This is a genomic window from Microcoleus sp. Pol1C5 (assembly GCF_036701115.1).
Taxonomy (GTDB): Bacteria; Cyanobacteriota; Cyanobacteriia; order Cyanobacteriales; family Microcoleaceae; genus Microcoleus.
The window spans coordinates 78,783-95,959 of the sequence record NZ_JAUBQE010000001.1 but is presented as its reverse complement, the minus strand read 5'-3'; the positions used below and the strand labels follow the sequence as shown (position 1 = coordinate 95,959).

Below are 17,177 nucleotides of genomic sequence, written 5' to 3'. Positions count from 1 at the left end.
GCAAAAGGCTAATTGAGAATGTGCAACATCTCAGGTATAACGCACCCTACGACAAATTTTAGCGGTTAAAAATCCAATCCTAAACCTCGGATGCCCGCAATTGTCCGCAGGCTGCATCTGCTTCTAAGCCGCGAGAATACCGCACGCTAACTGCAATTTTCTTTTCCTTCAAAGTCGCAACGAAACTGTTAATTCGATTGGGAGTCGGTCGCTTGTATTCAGCTTCCTGAATCGGATTGTAAGGAATCAAATTGACGTGACACTGAAAACCGCGCAAGTGAGTTGCTAACTCGGCTGCGTGTTCCGGCAAGTCATTCACACCTGCTAAAAGCACGTATTCAAAACTCAATCTGCGTCCAGTCGATCGCACATATTCCCGACATTCTGCGATTAACTCACCCAAAGGATAAGGGCGGGCGCTAGGAATTAACTCTTCGCGCAATCTTTGATTGGAAGCGTGGAGGCTGACGGCGAGGGTAACTTGCAGTTGATGTTCGGCTAGTTGGCTGATGCGATTGCGAATTCCTACTGTGGAAATGGTGATGTTTCGCTGTCCAATTCCTACGTCTTGATTCAAACACTTGACAGCAGCTACAACATTATCAAAATTCAGCAGGGGTTCGCCCATTCCCATAAATACGATGTGGCTGACTCGGCGGCCGAAATCTTGCTGTACTGTCAAGACTTGATCGACGATTTCGTGTTTTTCTAAATTGCGCTTGAAACCGCCTTTTCCGGTAGCGCAAAAGTCGCAGCCCATCGCGCAGCCAACTTGGGCTGAGACGCACACAGTCAGCCGTTTATCGGTGGGAATGCCTACTGTTTCAATGATTTGACCGTCTGCCAATTTTAAGAGATACTTTACCGTGGCGTCTGGTGCGACCGATCGATAGTGAATGGTCGATCGCCCGATCGGAATTTTAGCAACAGTCTCGCGCCACTGTTTCGAGAATACAGAAATGTCAGAGATTGATCGCGCACCTTTCTCATAAATCCACTGGTACAACTGCTTTCCCCGATAAGCCGGTTGTCCCTGCTGCTGCACCCACTCCGTTAACTCAGCTAAACTCGCCCCCAGCAAGGGCGGAATTTTACCCGACTCAACAGCCAAAGCAGCAGTCTTGCGAGACTGATTCGCACCCTTGGAATTACCAGAAGAGTACACCTGAGAAACGGAAGTAGGAGACATAGGTCATCACAAAATTTTAAGCCACCCTCTATATTAAAACTTCTGGACCAAAGCGGCCGCCGATCGGTGACGAAATTGGCGAAAATAGACTTGGTAAATATTTTCTGGCACTTAACTTGATGAGGATGACAACTGCTTGCGTAGCTTTCCGCATGGCAGTTCTATATACCTATACATTGCATAGGCTAATATAATAGAAATCAGCATACTGATAGCTCCTTGCAAAGCCACATAAATTTGAGGTAAATAAAGATCAACAGCGTTAATTACAGTATGGTGTACTAAATAAAGCGAGTATGAAAGCAAACCAATAAACCGCATCCAATTCCAATTGAGAATTTGAAATACTCCCCAATCGGGAAAACGGATAGCAGCAATAAAAAGACCATGTAGTGCCATACCTTGAATAGTGTAACGCACTGTACTTTCAAATTCACTAGAATCACATATAAACGACAAAATAATTACAGTAATTCCGGCTGGTAGTACGAAATACTTCCACAGTCTATCAGAGCCATAGGGAGGATCTAATACTGGGTTGCCATTGACCGCTAATGCACAGCCAAACAATATACTATCTATTCTGGTATCAGATAAAAAAATGATGTTATTTTCAACGGCTCCCATGCCAAACACTAGAACACATCTCCAAATTAGAATAGCTAAGCAAAGTCCCCAAATAATTAACATTTGCCTTTGGGGACTCACACGCATTTTGAGTAAACTTATGTAGAGAAAAGGGAAAAGACAGTAGAAGTGTTCCTCCACCGCCAGAGACCAATATACACCACTACCAGGAGCTACGGCGTCACCATCAACAAAAAAAGTTGCATAATAGTTATAATAATGGAGAGCCTGGCTTAAAAAAGCTGGTAGTTTAATTTCTCCTTCAAGTACACCTATCCATGTCAAGATAGAGGCTAGAAATAAGACTAGATAAAACCCAGGCCAAATTCGCAGAATACGTCGTAAATAAAAATGTTTTAAATTAATGAATTGGTTTTGTTCATATTCACGTCTCAGCAAAGTTGTGATCAAATATCCGCTTAAAAAGAAAAACACTGTTACACCAAAGGGTCCAGGGAAAATCTTCTCGCCCCCTGCATGAGATAAAAAGACAATGAGAAAAGCAATCGTCCTAATTCCGTCCAAGGAAGGAATATAAAATTTGGATGGTGTCACAATATTTTTTTTTTGATGAGTGCATACTAACACCCATAGTTTTTTTATGTCAAGCCTCACTGATGCTTACAGCGTATCCCCGGTTTATGAAGTGCAGTATGGAGACGGCAGTGCCTTGTCCCGACGGGAATTGATCGATAAGCGGGTGTACTTCATAAACCTGCAACCTGTTGTATATTCCTGGACGCATTTCAAGGTAATTTTGTGATTCTGAGTGTAGCCTTTGAGTCCGTCGTGCCACGTCAACAAGGTTGCAATAACAAAAATCTCGACAACAAAGTTAATTTTTGGCAAAATTCCCCAAAAATTGCGTATAAATGACAGCAGCCACCTAAAATAAACTCTGTAGTTTGTTAAAGGGTATGCAAAATTTAACTGCTTTCCATCACAATTAATGCAACTTTTATGGTGCTAAATATTCTTGCGCTGCCCTTAGCGTTTCAATTTACATCGCCAGGCCCGATTATCTTTCAACTCGGCCCTCTAGCCATCCGCTGGTACGGGCTATTGATAGCTTCTGCCGTCTTAATTGGGGTGAGTCTGTCCCAATACTTGGCCCAAAAACGCCGCGTCAACCCTGAATTGCTGGGCGATTTGGCAATTTGGCTGGTTCTGGGCGCTATTCCCTGTGCTCGAATTTATTACGTAGCTTTCGAGTGGCAGCAATACGCCCAGAGGCCAGAGGATATTATTGCGATTTGGAAAGGCGGAATTGCCATTCACGGGGCGATTTTGGGTGGCACGATCGCAGCTTTAATTTTTGCGAAAATCCAGCGAGTTTCTTTTTGGCAATTGGCAGATTTAATCGCACCTTCGGCCATTCTCGGTCAGGCGATCGGACGCTGGGGAAATTTCTTTAACTCCGAAGCTTTTGGCAGTCCTACGGATTTGCCCTGGAAACTTTATATTCCCCCAAACAGCCGCCCGCCCGCTTACGCTAATTTTGAATACTTCCACCCCACATTTCTCTACGAATCCCTGTGGAATTTGGCAGTATTTGGGTTGCTTCTGACTTTGTTTTTCCGCGATTTGCAGGGCAAAATTCGCTTGAAAACTGGTGCTTTATTTTTGGTTTATATCGCAGCTTACAGTTCCGGTCGAGTCTGGATTGAAGGATTGCGGACTGATAGTTTGATGTTCGGGCCGCTACGGACAGCGCAAATGGTAAGCTTGACTGGGATTGTTTTAGGTTTGGGCGGGTTAGCTTGGCTTTATCTGCTCGATCGGCCTTTACCCGATGTTGTCTCCCCCAATAGCGATCGGGCAAAGATCACTCAGAAATTGCCAGAGGATCAATAAAAAACCCCAGAGAGGTTAGTCTCTAGGGTTCAAAACCAGGGTGCATCTACCATCTCTTACTTCCAAGTAAAATAGGTACATCCGGAAGAGTCCGTAAATTTAGCAAATTTTTTAGCAGCAATGAGTTTGACAGAGATTGAAGCCCTAATTCCAGGGGTATACATTGTAGGTGCAGGCCCGGGAGACCCGGATTTGTTGACTGTTAAGGCTCAAAAATTACTGGCTGCAGCCGATGTCATATTATTTGCTGATTCGTTAGTTCCAGAGCAAATTTTGCAGGGGGTGCGCGCAGATGCTGAAGTGATCCAAACTGCGGATAAGACCCTCGAAGAGATTGTACCTTTGATGGTGGAACGAGTGCGCGAGGGGAAAAGCGTCGTCCGCCTCCATTCGGGCGATCCCTGTCTCTACGGGGCCGTCGGCGAACAAATGCAAGCTTTGGCTTCCGAGGGAATTGCTTTTGAGGTAATTCCGGGAATTAGCGCTTTCCAACTTGCGGCGGCTAAACTTAAAATTGAGTTGACAGTTCCGGGAGTTGTGCAGACAATTATTTTGACCCGAATTAGCGGCCGAACCGAAGTACCGGAACGCGAAGAATTGGCGAGTTTAGCGGCTCATCAAGCGAGTTTGTGCCTGTATTTGAGCGCCCGCCATGTCGAACAGGCTCAAGCTAAATTGATGGAACATTACCCATCGGATTTGCCTGTAGCGATTTGTTATCGGTTGGGTTGGCCGGATGAAAAAATTGTGCTAGTTGCCCTTGACAAATTGGCAGTTGCTACGCGCGAAAATAATTTGATCAGAACGACAATGTACGTTATTAGTCCGGCGTTGGGAAAATCAGCAGAAGGGCGATCGCGCTTGTACCATCCAGAGCACGATCGGCTTTTCCGACCATCGAAGGAAGAAGGAAGAGGGAAGAAGGAGCAATTATGAAATAACCAATTACCAATTCCCAATTCTCAATTGCCCAATCTAAAATCTAAAATCTAAAATCTAAAATCGCCATGACTGATTTAACTCGCAGACAATTTATCACTGTCACCACATTAAGCGCCGGATTTGCCTTAGCAGTTCATCCTATTGCGGCTGCCGTTATCAATACGGATGCTGCTGGTTTAGTTGCAGGTGAGGTAAAAATTCCTGTAAAAGACGGCTCAATTCCAGCATACAGAGCCATGCCAGCCAGCGGCAGCAATTTTCCAGTAATTTTAGTAATTCAAGAAATCTTCGGAGTTCACGCACACATTCAAGATATTTGCCGCCGTTTTGCCAAATTAGGTTATTTAGCGATCGCCCCAGAAATGTTTGCCCGTGAAGGTGATGTTTCTAAAATTACCGACATCCAAGAAATTATTAGCAAAGTTGTCTCGAAAGTTCCCGACGCTCAAGTTATGTCTGATTTAGATGCTACCGTAGAGTGGGCACAAAAGTCCGGAAAAGGCAATACTAATAAGTTGGGAATTACAGGATTTTGCTGGGGTGGCAGAACTGTTTGGCTGTACTCTTCCCACAACCCCAAAGTCAAAGCTGGCGCGGCTTGGTACGGGCGTTTGGTGGGCAATTCTACGGATTTAACTCCCAAACAGCCGATCGACATTGCAGCCAGTTTGAAAGTGCCCGTATTGGGGCTTTACGGGGGCAAAGACCAGTCAATTCCCAACGATACAGTCGAGAAAATGCGGGAAGTTCTCAAAACTGGCAGCAGCGGTTCCGAAATTGTGCTTTATCCAGATACGCCACACGGTTTTAACGCCGACTATCGGCCCACTTACCGCGAAAAAGAGGCTAAGGATGCTTGGAAACGGATGCAAGATTGGTTTAAGAAGCACGGAGTTGCACCATAGTTTTGAGATTTCTTCGTTCTTCGCACCCCTTCGCCTCTCGATGAGTTTTGAAGTTCATAAACCCGGTTTATTCGTAGATATTTAGTCGCCCAACCAGGCTGTTTTTCGTATAAACCGGGTTTATGAGGCAAGCCCCCCTTATGATAATTTCTGCCCCTGGCAACTCTGCGAAAATCAAGCCATTTCTTGCTGAAATCCTTGACGAGATTTAGCTTTCATGCTGAATGCAAGAACACCAACTACCAGCATCAAAACAACAATTGTTCTCCAGTGAATCAAAAAAGGCAGGCCCGCTGCTAAAAATATACGTCTCGGAAAAAAGAGCAGAAAAACTAAAGCAATACTGGTGAGCAAAGCATTGCGGTTATTGCTACAGTACAGCCACAGCGAGGTCAGAATCGGGAACAAACCTACATAATCGTAAACGTGAGTATATCCGAGAAATGTGAAGGATATACCCATCAGCAGAGCCAAGACATCTTCTCGATTAATTCTATTGCGGAACACCCACAGCAGAACCGCTAAAATTACTGCCACAATCTTGATAGCCGGTATCTTCAAGCCTAAAGAAGCAAAAAGACTTTCCATACCAACTTTATCTTGAAACCCCGGTTGATTGAAAGGCAAAGAGCTATAGCTGTCTTGAATTCCTTGATGCCACGCTGCCAGCATCCCAACGGGCCCGCCGTACAGCACCAATGGGTAAACGCTCATAATTGTAACAGTTGCGAAGGCTACAGCTAGTATTTTCCAGTTCCGTTCTAGCAAAAACCAAATACCGAGCAATAAGCATAGTTGCGGTTTAAAGCTGGCTACACCCAAACAGATTCCTGCTAATACAAATTTTTGCCGTTGGCTAAAGAACCAAGCACCCATTGTCGCAGCAAAAGCGATCAAAGAAGTTTGACCCATCCAGACAACGTGGGCAGTGAATGGGTTGCCGATAATCATCGCACTGATTACCCAAATGCCGAGTTGATTTTCACTATTATTTTGATGTTGGTTGATGGTGCGAACTGTCATCGCAATAATAGCTGCGATTGACAGCAAGTTGAGTAAGAGCCAGACGAATTTGGCAACGGAGTAATCGAACAGACCGACAAACATACACAATGTCGCTGATGGAGGAGGATAAAAGAAAGCGGCATTTTCCAGGCCGTCAATTTCCTTTATTCCTGCTACACTTTGAACGAGGAAATCGTGGTTGTAGGGATTTAAACCCTTAAGCCAAGCACGTCCAGCAGCGTAAAGGACGCCACCATCAGCATTGAGTTGACCGTCTCTGCCAATCCCTATTATGCCGAAACAAATTAGAGATAATATACTGACGGCTAAAAGACCTAAACCAAAGTTCCGCTTAAACGATTCTGTCATCGAATTATCTCCGATTTTATTAACTAATTGAGGGACTACTTTGAGAGTGCAATCTTAATGGCTAAAGTTTTAACACAGCATATAGTTAGTTGCAAACAAATCCGAGCAACTTAATTTAAGTTAATAAAAATAAATGTTGGGGGAAGCAGAAGATTTGGTATCGAAAAAAACAATATTGGCAATCTCAACAGTTTCGGTATGGGGATCGCCCTTAAGACAGTTGGGTTTGGGGCACGACATTGGTAAACTGGGCGGTGTAGAATTATCGATCGAACAGGTAAGCCCGTGCTAGACGAACAAGCTAAAAAAACCATCCTGCGGAAAATCCCTCACGGATTGTACATCTGCGGTGTCCAAGACGGGGAGGAAGTCAACGGTTTCACCGCTAGCTGGGTGATGCAATCTTCCTTTACCCCTCCCTTAGTTGTCAACTGCGTCAAGCAAGACTCCAAATCCCACGCCATGATCAAAGCTAGCGGTGTCTTTGCTTTGAGTTTCCTAGAAGCAGGGCAAAAAGACTTAGCCCAGAAATTCTTTAAACAGCAGCGCCGCGTTGGCAATAAATTTGAGGATGTAGAATTTTATCCGGGCGCGGAAACTGGTTGTCCGATTATCTCGGATTCTCTGGGTTACATCGAGTGCAAAGTTGTCGGTTCTGTGGAACACGGAGATCACACGGTTTATGTGGGAGAAGTTGTGGCCGCAGGCGTCCACCGAGAAGGCAATCCGTTGCTGCTAGAAAGCACGGGTTGGAATTACGGCGGCTAAAGACTTGACAGTTGGCAATTGGCAACTGGCAGTTGTCAGTTGTCAGTTGTTAAGGGAGGCGAGTTAAAATTAATAAAAAATCGGCGACAATTTTGTCGGCATTTTCTTCTGTCAAAATTGGTACGTGTACGAAAATACATTTGGTGCTAAGTTGAGAATCTGCAAGGTGTTTTAAAACTGCATAATATAGAGCTTCGCAAACAAATTTTCCGGCTTCGTGACTGATTTCTGTTGCAGCTAAATCAGCGACTAGCGGTTCTAGATTAACTGTTGTTTTCATAATGTCGCTCTCGCAACAAGCGCAGGATTCTACGGTTAACTTTTGCCGGCTTTCGGCCATGCCGCAGCAGATAATAGTATCGGGTTGGAGTTGCTTGATTTGGGCGATCGCTAAATTAGGTGCTAGCTGAAAATCTACTGGCAGTTTCCTCAAAAAAGTCAGGGAATCAGGCAAAGATTTGATTTGGGAAATCTTGGCTAATAAGTCGTCCGAAGAGTTGGATTGCTGATGGGGAAGCCAAGTATCAAATGAGGTTAGCAGGATTTTCGCTGTCATATTTGTGCAATAATACTGATATTGATAATATAAGGCAAGTAAGTCAATGTCTGTCATTGCAGTAGTAGACTATGACATGGGCAATCTGCACTCAGTCTGTAAAGGCTTGGAAAATGTGGGTGCAGTGCCAAAAATTACAGATTCTCCTGCTATAATCGAGCAGGCTGATGCGGTGGTTTTGCCGGGAGTTGGTTCGTTTGACCCGGCAATGCAGAATTTACGATCGCGCAATTTGATAGAACCGATAAAAAGGGCGATCGCATCGGGAAAACCTTTTTTAGGCATTTGTTTGGGTTTGCAAATTCTGTTTGAAAGTTCCGAAGAAGGTGTAGAACCGGGATTGGGCGTTATTGCGGGAAAAGTGCGCCGATTTCGCTCGGAACCGGGTTTGACAATTCCCCACATGGGATGGAATCAATTGCAATTTACTCAGCAGAATTGCCCGCTGTGGCAAAATTTACCGTCCGATCCTTGGGTTTATTTCGTGCATTCTTATTATGTCGATCCAGTTGATTGGGAAGTGCGATCGGCAATGGTGAGTCACGGCAGTCAAAACGTGACGGCGGCTATAGCTAAAGACAATTTGATGGCCGTGCAATTTCACCCGGAAAAGTCTTCGAGTACGGGATTGCAAATGCTGTCAAATTTTGTCACTCTCGTGAGGGAAAAAGTACCTGCTTAGGTGCATGAATATTGAAAAACCCGGTAGATTGCCGAAACCGGGTTTGACATTTTTAACAGTATTATTTCTTATTCCTTCTTTCTTATCCCTTCTTCCTAAATGAGTTTAAGAATCTCTGGCAACCGCCAAATAAAAACCCTGCCGGGACTCGCAACTCGCCCTACACCTTCGCGAGTCCGAGAAGCTTTATTTAATATTTGGCAAGGGACGATCGCAGATTGCAGATGGCTTGACATTTGTACCGGCAGCGGTTCGATGGGTGCAGAAGCTTTGTGTCGTCAAGCCGCGAGTGTCACTGGCATCGAACAGTCGGCGAAAGCTTGTGCGATTATCCGCGAAAACTGGGAGCAAGTAGCAGACTCGTCCCAAACATTCCAAATACTGCGGGGAAACGCGACGGCGAAATTGGCGGCACTAGCGGGGCAGCAGTTCGATCGCATTTACTTCGATCCGCCCTACGCTAGCGACTTGTACGAACCTGTGTTAAACACGATCGCCAGCCAAGAAATGCTAGCACCAAACGGCGAAATCGCGATCGAACACAGCCCGGAGCGATCGATACAACCGATTTCCGGTCTAGAAATTTGCCGCCATAAAATATACGGCAATACAGCATTAACCTTCTACACACGCAGTGGCTGACAGGCTCAAACAGCAGCAGCCTCACTCCTCGACGCAGAAAGAAACCGGGTTTCATGGCGTTGGCGCGCCCGGGAGTCCAAGTTTTTCCCTTGGGTACAATACAAATTTTTCCGATGAAGTTAAGCTTTGTGCGTAGGTTGTCACAGCAAGTTGCTTGAGCGATCGACGAAATAAATGGAGTTTACGCTGAAAATAAAGACTTTCAGTTGTAACATGAACCCAAAGTGTGAGTGTGAATATTCCTAAAGGAGTGAATATGGTTCAGACACCTTCGCGCCCTCGTGGCAGCGAGTTTCCGGCTGCTAACTCGGTACAGCCAGCCAAACTGGATACGATTCTGCTGGGAAATAGCCTCTCCCTGCCAAATACCAAACTCTTCGGCACAGACGGCATTCGCGGGAAAGTTGGAGAATTGCTGAATGCACCCCTAGCCTTGCAAGTGGGCTTCTGGGCCGGACAAGTTCTACGCCAAAATACCCCCAACCAGGGGCCTGTGATTTTGGGGCAAGACAGCAGGAATTCCAGCGATATGCTGGCAATGGCGCTGTCAGCGGGTTTGACGGCCGCCGGTTTAGAAGTGTGGAATTTGGGATTGTGTCCCACTCCCTGCGTTGCTTATCTGGCAAGCGTTTCGGAGTCGGTCGGCGGAGTGATGATTTCGGCTTCTCACAATCCCCCAGAAGACAACGGCATTAAATTTTTCGGCTCAAACGGCTCCAAGCTGTCGCAGCAGTTGCAGGAACAAATCGAAGCGGGAATCCGGGGGGCAAAGGTTCCGGTTGCTAGCTTGGCTTGGGGACACCACTACCATCGGTCTGAGTTGGTTAAAGATTATGCCACTTCGCTCTGTGATTCGCTGCAACAGATGAATTTGGAGGGAATGCGGATAGTTTTGGATTTGGCTTGGGGGGCGGCTGCGGGTTTGGGTCCGGCGGTGTTCGCGCAAATGGGGGCGGATGTAATCTGTTTGCACGACTCTCCTGATGGATCTCGCATTAATGTTAACTGCGGTTCTACTCATCTCGACAGTTTGCAAGCGGCTGTTTTGGAACACAATGCCGATTTGGGATTTGCTTTTGACGGCGATGCCGATCGAGTTTTGTGTGTTGACAACCAAGGTCGAACGATTGACGGCGATTACATTCTTTATCTGTGGGGCCGGCAGTTGCGCGACTCCCAACAGTTACCATCCAATTTAATTATTTCTACTGTAATGGCTAACCTCGGCTTCGAGCGAGCTTGGGAAGAATTGGGCGGCAAACTAACTAGAACCAACGTCGGAGATCAGTACGTTCACGCTGAAATGCAGCGCACTGGTGCGATGTTGGGGGGCGAACAGTCGGGACACATTCTTTGTCCGCATTATGGTGTCAGCGGCGACGGTTTGCTGACAGCTTTGCATTTGGCTTCGCTGGTGCGCCAGTCCGGGCAATCTTTGGCACAATTGGTAAGTGGCAGTTTCCAAACTTATCCGCAGTTGTTGCGAAATATTCGGGTGGACGATCGCGAAAAACGCCTGAAATGGCACGAGTGCGAGGCAATGCAAAAGGCGATCGAACGTGCTACAACAGCAATGGGCGAACAGGGACGGGTTTTGGTGCGCGCTTCTGGCACTGAACCGCTAATTCGAGTTATGGTGGAAGCTGCCAGCGCCGAATTGGCTAATTTCTGGACTGAAAATTTAGTTTTAGCCGTTCAGCAACACATAGCTATCTGATGGAAATGGGGAATTAATCTGAAGGAAGAAGGAACAAGGAACAAGGAACAAGGAAGAAGGAAGAACCCTCTAGATAAATATAGGGGCTATTGAAACCAATTTTTCATTCTTTATTCCCTCTTGCTTATTCCCTCTGTTCTAAATAACTAAATCCTTCTTTCTTCATTTCCCCATTTCTGATTGTATGAACACCAAATCAATTCAAAATGGGCGGCTGCATCGACTTTCGTTAAAAATTTTAATTGTCGTCATATTAATAACGGGGATATGGTTTCGCTTTAGTAATCTGGATCGCAAAGTCTACTCGTTCGACGAATCTATCACCTCGCTGCGAATTTCTGGCTACACCTGGACGGAAATGGTGCAGCAAGATTTTCAAGGCAAAACAATTAGCGTCGCAGATTTGCAGCGGAAATACCAGCAGATAAGTCCCGAAAAAACTTGGTTGGATACTGTTAAAGGTTTAGCTACAGAAGAACCTCAACTGTCGCCTCTGTATTTTATTTTAGCCAGGTTTTGGGTGCAGTTGTTCGGCCCGCAAGTGGCGACTGTCAGAAGTCTTTCAGCTTTGATTAGTTTGTTAATTTTTCCCAGCATTTATTGGCTGTGCTGGGAATTATTTCGCTCTGCGTCTGTGGGATGGATGGCTGTTACAATCATTGCTGTTTCACCTTTTCACGTCTTGTACGCGCAAGAGGCAAGACCCTACATGATGTTTGCAGTCCTCGTCTTGCTGTCGAATGCAATTCTGCTGCGGGCGATCGCCCTACAAAATTCTCCCAGCACATCTAAATTGAGCAAGGCTGTTTGGTTTATTTATGCGATCGCCCTGACTTTAGGACTGTATTGTAGTTTATTATTTTTTTTAGTAGTATTCGCCCACGGCATCTATGTAATTATCACAGAAAATTGTCGTTTTAGCACAACATTAATTGCTTATTTACTAGCTTCAGTGGCAGCAATAATGATTTTTGCTCCTTGGATTTTGGTATTAGTGTATAACTCTCAAAAAATCGAGGCAACAGTAGGTTTACCCCGCTTTTCCCTGCCTTTGATGTCTTCACTTCAACCTTTAATTCTCCTGACCTGCCGAATGTTTATTGACACGCATTGGGCGGGCGGAATTATCAAATTGGGTGCAAGCGGTCTTGCTACAGATTTAATCAGACTGATTGTAGTAGCCGTATTACTGTTAGCGATCGCACATTCACTATACTCGCTCTGCCGCTCAACTCCCAAACGAGTTTCGCTGTTTGTATTGACAGCGATCGGAATTACAGCGATAGTATTGATAGTAGTGCGAGGCGTTGCCGATCGCTATATGGTTCCCTATATTTTAGCAATCCAGATAGCTGTTGCCTATCTATTCACTACTAAAATTGCAGCCGCCACCCATCGCCGCCAACAAAAGCTGTGGCAGCTTTGTTTAATAGCGCTAATATCGAGTGGAATAGTTTCTTGTGCCGTCAGCTCACAGTCCCAACTTTGGTGGAATAAGTATCCTTCTAGCACTAAATATAATCCGCAAGTAGCAGCGATTTTCAATCAAGCGAAAAAACCTTTAGTAATCACTCACGGAGGCAACAACATCACAGGAAAAATACTGTCTGTCAGCTATCTGCTGAAGCCGCAAGTACAGTTTTTGCTGGCAGTTAAACCTGAACAAGTCACAATTCCTGATGGTTTTAGCGATGTATTTCTCTACCGACCTACAGAAGCATTGCAATTTGAACTAGAAAAAGTGCAAAAATATCAAATCACACCAGTTTACAAACCCGGCGATGTCTGGCTTTGGCGTGTAGAGAAATAATGAAGGCGGCAACTGCAAATGATGATTTCTGTTGTGATCCCCACCTACAACCGCGAGCAACCTCTGCGAGAGACATTGGCTGATGCGCTTCGGCAAAATTACCCGAATTTTGAATTGTTGGTAATCGATCAAACTCGCACCCACGAGTCGGAAACTCAAGTTTATTTAGAGGAATTGGCAAATGCTGGCAAAATTCGGTGGTTTCGGGTAGATTGGGCAAGTTTGCCTGCAGCTCGAAATTATGCAGTGCGCCGCGCAGTTGGAGAGATTATTTTATTTATTGATGATGATGTACAATTGCCAGAGGGTTTTTTAGCGGCTCACGCTGACAACTATTTAGAAAAGCCCGATGTGGGATGTGTGGCGGGTCGGGTTTTTGACAGAATGAAACTAGATAATTCTGGAGGGGATTTGGCGATCGAATATTTGCCCTCAGAAGCGATGGATGCGGGCATTGCCTGGTATTTTATCGATTTGGTGCATACAGTAAAACCGCAGCAGGTGCTCTCGGCTAGAGGCTGCAATATGTCATTTCGCCGGCAGGTTTTTGCCGAGTGGGGGCTGAGGTTTGACGAGCGGTTTACAGGGAGTGCGGTGCGGGAGGAGTCGGATTTTTGTTTGAGATTGCGATCGACTGGCATGAAAATTTGGTACGATCCCAATGCGTGTTTAGTTCACTTGGGGGAAGAGAGCGGCGGGTGTCACGATGTCAGCACGCGATCGATCGAATATCAAATCACATTCTATCACAATCACTTTCTAATGGGATTGAAAAATTTAACAGCCTTTCAATGCCTGCGATTTTTTGCCAAACTGTTTGACTGCCACGTTTTGGGAAATCCGCCTTGTTATAAAAGCCACTCGCCCATTAAAATTATAACTAGATTTGCTTTTTATATCTTGGGTTTTCTCAGTGCTATAAATACAGTAATTCAATCTCTGTGGAATGATGGACAAATTTACAGCCATCAAGACAATATTAACGATCAATAATTCCCTATTCCTTCCCCCTTCCCCTAAATGAGAATTCTCGTTGCCAGTCACACCTATATTGTGGACATTAACCGGGAAAAATTCAAGATATTAGCAAACCTAGAACCCGATATTGAAGTAACAGTTGTAGTGCCGCAGCGTTGGAAACCTGGAGGCGTACAAAATAAAATTATAGAAACTGAATTTTATCAAAATGGTTCCTTTAAAGTCATCCCTGTGTCCAACTTTAGCCAAAACAATCAAGGATTGCTAAGCTTTGGTTGTGATTTAATTAAAGTTTTGCAAAACTTTAGACCCCAGATCATCCAAGTTGAACAAGGTTCAAAATCCCTTGCTTGCGCTCAATTAATTTTATTAAATAAACTGCTTAAATTAAAGGCAAAAAATATATTGTTTACCTGGTGGAATCTGCCTTATCAATTGAATTGGCCGGTTTCAGTCTTAGAAAATTACAATCTTCAGCACACCGACGGAATTATTGCAGGCAACTTAGATGGGGCTAAAATTTTGCGGCAGCGGGGCTATCAAGGTGCGGTAAAAGTAATGCCACAACTCGGAGTAGATGAAACTTTGTTTCGCCGCACTGGTAAAGACGCTGATTTATCCGGCAGGTTCGGCATTGCACCGACCGACTTTGTGGTAGGATTTGTAGGGAGATTTGTCGAAGAAAAAGGACTGTTAACTTTAGGTGAGGCCTTGGCAGATTTGAAAAAAATCCCTTGGAAGTGGCTGTTAGTAGGACAAGGAAAATTGCGGACGTACCTCGCCGAAAAATGTATTGAATGGGGGATCAGCGATCGAATAATCTGGATAGAAAGCGTTTCCCACGAAGAGATTCCCCCCTACATTAACTTAATGAACTGTTTGGTATTGCCCTCGCAAACCAGCTATAAATTCAAAACTTTGACCACTGTGGGCTGGAAAGAACAATTCGGTCACGTTTTAATTGAAGCGATGGCCTGTCAAATTCCGGTTATCGGTTCCGACTGCGGGGAAATTCCCCACGTCATCGGCGATGCGGGGTTAATATTCCCCGAGGGAAATGCAGGGGTTTTGCGCGAGTGTTTGCAGCAATTGATGGAGCAACGGCAGTTAGTCGCAGATTTGGGCGATCGGGGTTATCATAGAGCGATGAGCAATTATACAAATAAAGCTTTAGCTGAGCAGTTATTGGAATTCTACAAAGAATTGTTGTAACTTTTAGCTATAATGCAAGTGTTAAATAAAAAAAACTGTGGTAAATGTCTATTCCTCCCGACATACGCTCTTTGGTTAGCGAACTCTACCAGGTACTAGACGATACTGAGCGCCAAGCAACGCTGGGACTTTTTGCGCTTAGAAGAGCAATGTCTCTTTTTCCCCAGAATGAAATACTGATGCAATACTTTTCTTCGATCAGTAATTTTCAATTCTGCGTATCAGGTGTTCGCTTACAAGCAGAACACATTGTGGGCAATGTATTGATGGCTGGTGTGCCCGATGAAGATGTTCAAAAAGCAGGAGATTATTTAGCAGCCTTGCTACATATGGCTCCTGAATCAAGAATTATGATTGACAAAGTAGTTGAGAGATTAGAAGCATTGCCATGAAACAATTACCTGATGAAAGCCTACTCCAGGAAATCCTGGAAATTGTGAAAGCGGCGGAAGCAAAAGCCAGTGAAATGTATGAATTTTCCAAAACAATGGCTCACAATACCCAAATTACAGCAACAAAGAGAGAGGAAGCTGAACAGCTAGACGGGCAGCCTTTTCCAGATAATTAAATTTGTTATGGGAGATGTTGATATTTTGATTGAAAGAACTATCCCCCATGCGAATTCTCCAAATAATCCCCTCAATTTCTCTCGTCTACGGCGGGCCGAGTCAAATGGTACTCGGACTTTCTGCGGCCCTCGCTTCCCGATGTATTGATGTCACAATTATCACCACAGATTCTAACGGAGATATCGGTCAACATCCCTTAGATGTCCCCTTAAATCAACCAATAAAACAAAACGGTTATCAAATTATTTATTTCCGCTGTTCTCCGCTTCGTAGATATAAGTTTTCTCTGAGTTTATTGCAGTGGTTAAATGAAAATGCGCGACAATTTGACCTGGCTCACATTCACGCTCTTTTCTCACCGGTAACTACGCTCGCTGCTACAATTGCTAGATATCACAAGTTGCCATATATTATGCGTCCCTGCGGTATGCTTGACCCCGCCGATTTGCAGAAAAAAAAGCGCTTGAAACAGATTTATGCCACGCTTTTAGAACGCCCTAATTTAGCAGGGGCAGCCGCAATTCACTTCACAAGTAAAGAAGAAGCTAAAATCTCAGAAAGATTTGGTTTGAACTGCACAGGCAAGATGCCTGTGCCACGGGATTTTGACTTAACAGGCAAGATGCGTGTGCCACAGGATTTGGTGATTCCATTGGGGGTGACAGCAGGTTTGTTTCCTAAGAGATTGCGGGAATCTCAAGTGCCAATCATCTTATTTATGTCACGAATTGAACCTAAAAAAGGGCTTGATTTGCTAATTCCAGCATTAGAAAGTATTTTAGGATCGGGGATAGAGTTTCACTTTATTTTAGCGGGTTCCAATCCCCAAGATGCTGATTATGAAACACAAGTTAAAAGTAAAATACACAATTCACGCTTAGAAAAATACACAACAATAACTGGCTTTGTGAGCGGTGATTTAAAAGTTGAACTGTTGACAAAAGCCGACTTGTTTGTATTGCCTTCTTATTACGAAAACTTTGGCATTGCTGTAGCAGAAGCGATGGCCGCGGGTGTACCTGTCGCCATTTCCGATCGCATACATATTGCGGAAGACATACAGCAAGCAGAAGCTGGTTGGGTGGGACCTTTGGAAGTAGGGGCGATCGCCAATTCAATTAAATCAGCACTTGTGAATCCCGAAGAGCGGCAACGGCGGGGATTGAACGGCAAAGAGTATGCCAAAAAGCATTATAACTGGGATGCGATCGCCCAGCAAACCATCGATGCTTACCAGCAGATTTTGTCGTCTACTAACTAATGCCACAGCGGTTTACCTCCTGTTTCTTCGCCTGCTGCGAGTTCTTGTGTCGCTGCTATGATAATTTTCCGGCGATATTGTCCGATCGCTA

General features: G+C 44.9%; 17 protein-coding genes. 13 read left to right on the top strand and 4 right to left on the bottom strand.

What is annotated here, in order from left to right:
* Positions 1–79 precede the first annotated feature (79 nt).
* On the bottom strand, positions 80–1,189 hold the full coding sequence (rlmN, locus tag QUA23_RS00355) for a 23S rRNA (adenine(2503)-C(2))-methyltransferase RlmN (RefSeq protein WP_333072679.1): 1,110 nt from the start codon (positions 1,187–1,189) through the stop codon (positions 80–82).
* A gap of 111 nt (positions 1,190–1,300) precedes the next feature.
* A complete protein-coding gene (locus QUA23_RS00350; protein WP_333072678.1) occupies positions 1,301–2,371 on the bottom strand; it encodes an acyltransferase in 1,071 nt (356 codons plus the stop codon).
* A gap of 405 nt (positions 2,372–2,776) precedes the next feature.
* Here QUA23_RS00350 and lgt point away from each other — a divergent pair, with 405 nt between their 5' ends.
* From lgt to QUA23_RS00335, 3 genes are all read left to right on the top strand, one after another.
* The gene (gene lgt, locus QUA23_RS00345; protein WP_333072676.1) at positions 2,777–3,670 is read left to right on the top strand and encodes a prolipoprotein diacylglyceryl transferase; all 894 of its coding nucleotides are present in this window, start codon (positions 2,777–2,779) and stop codon (positions 3,668–3,670) included.
* A 120-nt stretch (positions 3,671–3,790) separates the two neighbouring features.
* Positions 3,791–4,606 (top strand): precorrin-4 C(11)-methyltransferase, encoded by an 816-nt coding sequence (gene cobM / locus QUA23_RS00340; protein ID WP_333072675.1) that lies wholly within the window; start codon positions 3,791–3,793, stop codon positions 4,604–4,606.
* 71 nt (positions 4,607–4,677) lie between these two features.
* Positions 4,678–5,517 carry a dienelactone hydrolase family protein gene (locus QUA23_RS00335; RefSeq protein WP_333072674.1) on the top strand — a complete coding sequence of 280 codons (840 nt, stop codon included), beginning with the start codon at positions 4,678–4,680 and terminating at the stop codon, positions 5,515–5,517.
* A gap of 174 nt (positions 5,518–5,691) precedes the next feature.
* Here QUA23_RS00335 and QUA23_RS00330 read toward each other — a convergent pair whose 3' ends face one another.
* Positions 5,692–6,891 (bottom strand): glycosyltransferase family 87 protein, encoded by a 1,200-nt coding sequence (locus tag QUA23_RS00330; RefSeq protein WP_333072673.1) that lies wholly within the window; start codon positions 6,889–6,891, stop codon positions 5,692–5,694.
* 285 nt (positions 6,892–7,176) lie between these two features.
* Between QUA23_RS00330 and QUA23_RS00325 the strand changes: the two genes are divergently transcribed.
* Complete coding sequence (locus tag QUA23_RS00325; RefSeq protein WP_333072672.1) at positions 7,177–7,659, top strand: flavin reductase family protein; 483 nt, start codon at positions 7,177–7,179, stop codon at positions 7,657–7,659.
* Between the two features lie 49 nt (positions 7,660–7,708).
* Here QUA23_RS00325 and QUA23_RS00320 read toward each other — a convergent pair whose 3' ends face one another.
* Entirely contained in the window at positions 7,709–8,215 is a 507-nt protein-coding gene (locus QUA23_RS00320; protein ID WP_333072671.1) for a pyroglutamyl-peptidase I family protein, read from the bottom strand.
* Between the two features lie 46 nt (positions 8,216–8,261).
* On the opposite strand from QUA23_RS00320, the gene hisH reads away from it, so the two are divergent.
* The 9 genes from hisH to hpsP all read left to right on the top strand — a co-directional run bounded on the left by hisH (position 8,262) and on the right by hpsP (position 17,086).
* On the top strand, positions 8,262–8,897 hold the full coding sequence (gene hisH, locus QUA23_RS00315) for an imidazole glycerol phosphate synthase subunit HisH (RefSeq protein ID WP_333072670.1): 636 nt from the start codon (positions 8,262–8,264) through the stop codon (positions 8,895–8,897).
* A 99-nt stretch (positions 8,898–8,996) separates the two neighbouring features.
* Positions 8,997–9,539 (top strand): 16S rRNA (guanine(966)-N(2))-methyltransferase RsmD, encoded by a 543-nt coding sequence (rsmD, locus tag QUA23_RS00310; protein WP_333072669.1) that lies wholly within the window; start codon positions 8,997–8,999, stop codon positions 9,537–9,539.
* 256 nt (positions 9,540–9,795) lie between these two features.
* Positions 9,796–11,256, top strand: coding sequence for a phosphoglucosamine mutase (glmM, locus tag QUA23_RS00305; RefSeq protein WP_333072668.1), 1,461 nt, complete (start codon positions 9,796–9,798; stop codon positions 11,254–11,256).
* A 184-nt stretch (positions 11,257–11,440) separates the two neighbouring features.
* Entirely contained in the window at positions 11,441–13,066 is a 1,626-nt protein-coding gene (locus QUA23_RS00300; protein ID WP_333072667.1) for a glycosyltransferase family 39 protein, read from the top strand.
* Positions 13,067–13,084: 18 nt separating this feature from the next.
* Complete coding sequence (gene hpsN, locus QUA23_RS00295; RefSeq protein ID WP_333072666.1) at positions 13,085–14,059, top strand: hormogonium polysaccharide biosynthesis glycosyltransferase HpsN; 975 nt, start codon at positions 13,085–13,087, stop codon at positions 14,057–14,059.
* A 27-nt stretch (positions 14,060–14,086) separates the two neighbouring features.
* Positions 14,087–15,256 (top strand): hormogonium polysaccharide biosynthesis glycosyltransferase HpsO, encoded by a 1,170-nt coding sequence (gene hpsO, locus QUA23_RS00290; RefSeq protein ID WP_333072664.1) that lies wholly within the window; start codon positions 14,087–14,089, stop codon positions 15,254–15,256.
* 44 nt (positions 15,257–15,300) lie between these two features.
* Positions 15,301–15,648 carry a hypothetical protein gene (locus tag QUA23_RS00285; protein WP_333072663.1) on the top strand — a complete coding sequence of 116 codons (348 nt, stop codon included), beginning with the start codon at positions 15,301–15,303 and terminating at the stop codon, positions 15,646–15,648.
* On the top strand, positions 15,645–15,824 hold the full coding sequence (locus QUA23_RS00280; protein ID WP_333072662.1) for a hypothetical protein: 180 nt from the start codon (positions 15,645–15,647) through the stop codon (positions 15,822–15,824). Before QUA23_RS00285 ends, QUA23_RS00280 begins: the two co-directional genes overlap by 4 nt.
* Before the next feature lie 47 nt (positions 15,825–15,871).
* Positions 15,872–17,086 (top strand): hormogonium polysaccharide biosynthesis glycosyltransferase HpsP, encoded by a 1,215-nt coding sequence (gene hpsP, locus QUA23_RS00275; RefSeq protein ID WP_333072661.1) that lies wholly within the window; start codon positions 15,872–15,874, stop codon positions 17,084–17,086.
* Positions 17,087–17,177: the final 91 nt, after the last annotated feature.

Coding starts and splice junctions, on each gene's coding strand:
- rlmN (WP_333072679.1), bottom strand. CDS start 1,189: ATGTCTCCTACTTCCGTTTCTCAGGTGTACTCTTCTGGTAATTCCAAG.
- lgt (WP_333072676.1), top strand. CDS start 2,777: ATGGTGCTAAATATTCTTGCGCTGCCCTTAGCGTTTCAATTTACATCG.
- cobM (WP_333072675.1), top strand. CDS start 3,791: ATGAGTTTGACAGAGATTGAAGCCCTAATTCCAGGGGTATACATTGTA.
- QUA23_RS00335 (WP_333072674.1), top strand. CDS start 4,678: ATGACTGATTTAACTCGCAGACAATTTATCACTGTCACCACATTAAGC.
- QUA23_RS00330 (WP_333072673.1), bottom strand. CDS start 6,891: ATGACAGAATCGTTTAAGCGGAACTTTGGTTTAGGTCTTTTAGCCGTC.
- QUA23_RS00320 (WP_333072671.1), bottom strand. CDS start 8,215: ATGACAGCGAAAATCCTGCTAACCTCATTTGATACTTGGCTTCCCCAT.
- hisH (WP_333072670.1), top strand. CDS start 8,262: ATGTCTGTCATTGCAGTAGTAGACTATGACATGGGCAATCTGCACTCA.
- rsmD (WP_333072669.1), top strand. CDS start 8,997: ATGAGTTTAAGAATCTCTGGCAACCGCCAAATAAAAACCCTGCCGGGA.
- glmM (WP_333072668.1), top strand. CDS start 9,796: ATGGTTCAGACACCTTCGCGCCCTCGTGGCAGCGAGTTTCCGGCTGCT.
- QUA23_RS00300 (WP_333072667.1), top strand. CDS start 11,441: ATGAACACCAAATCAATTCAAAATGGGCGGCTGCATCGACTTTCGTTA.
- hpsN (WP_333072666.1), top strand. CDS start 13,085: ATGATGATTTCTGTTGTGATCCCCACCTACAACCGCGAGCAACCTCTG.
- hpsO (WP_333072664.1), top strand. CDS start 14,087: ATGAGAATTCTCGTTGCCAGTCACACCTATATTGTGGACATTAACCGG.
- QUA23_RS00285 (WP_333072663.1), top strand. CDS start 15,301: ATGTCTATTCCTCCCGACATACGCTCTTTGGTTAGCGAACTCTACCAG.
- QUA23_RS00280 (WP_333072662.1), top strand. CDS start 15,645: ATGAAACAATTACCTGATGAAAGCCTACTCCAGGAAATCCTGGAAATT.
- hpsP (WP_333072661.1), top strand. CDS start 15,872: ATGCGAATTCTCCAAATAATCCCCTCAATTTCTCTCGTCTACGGCGGG.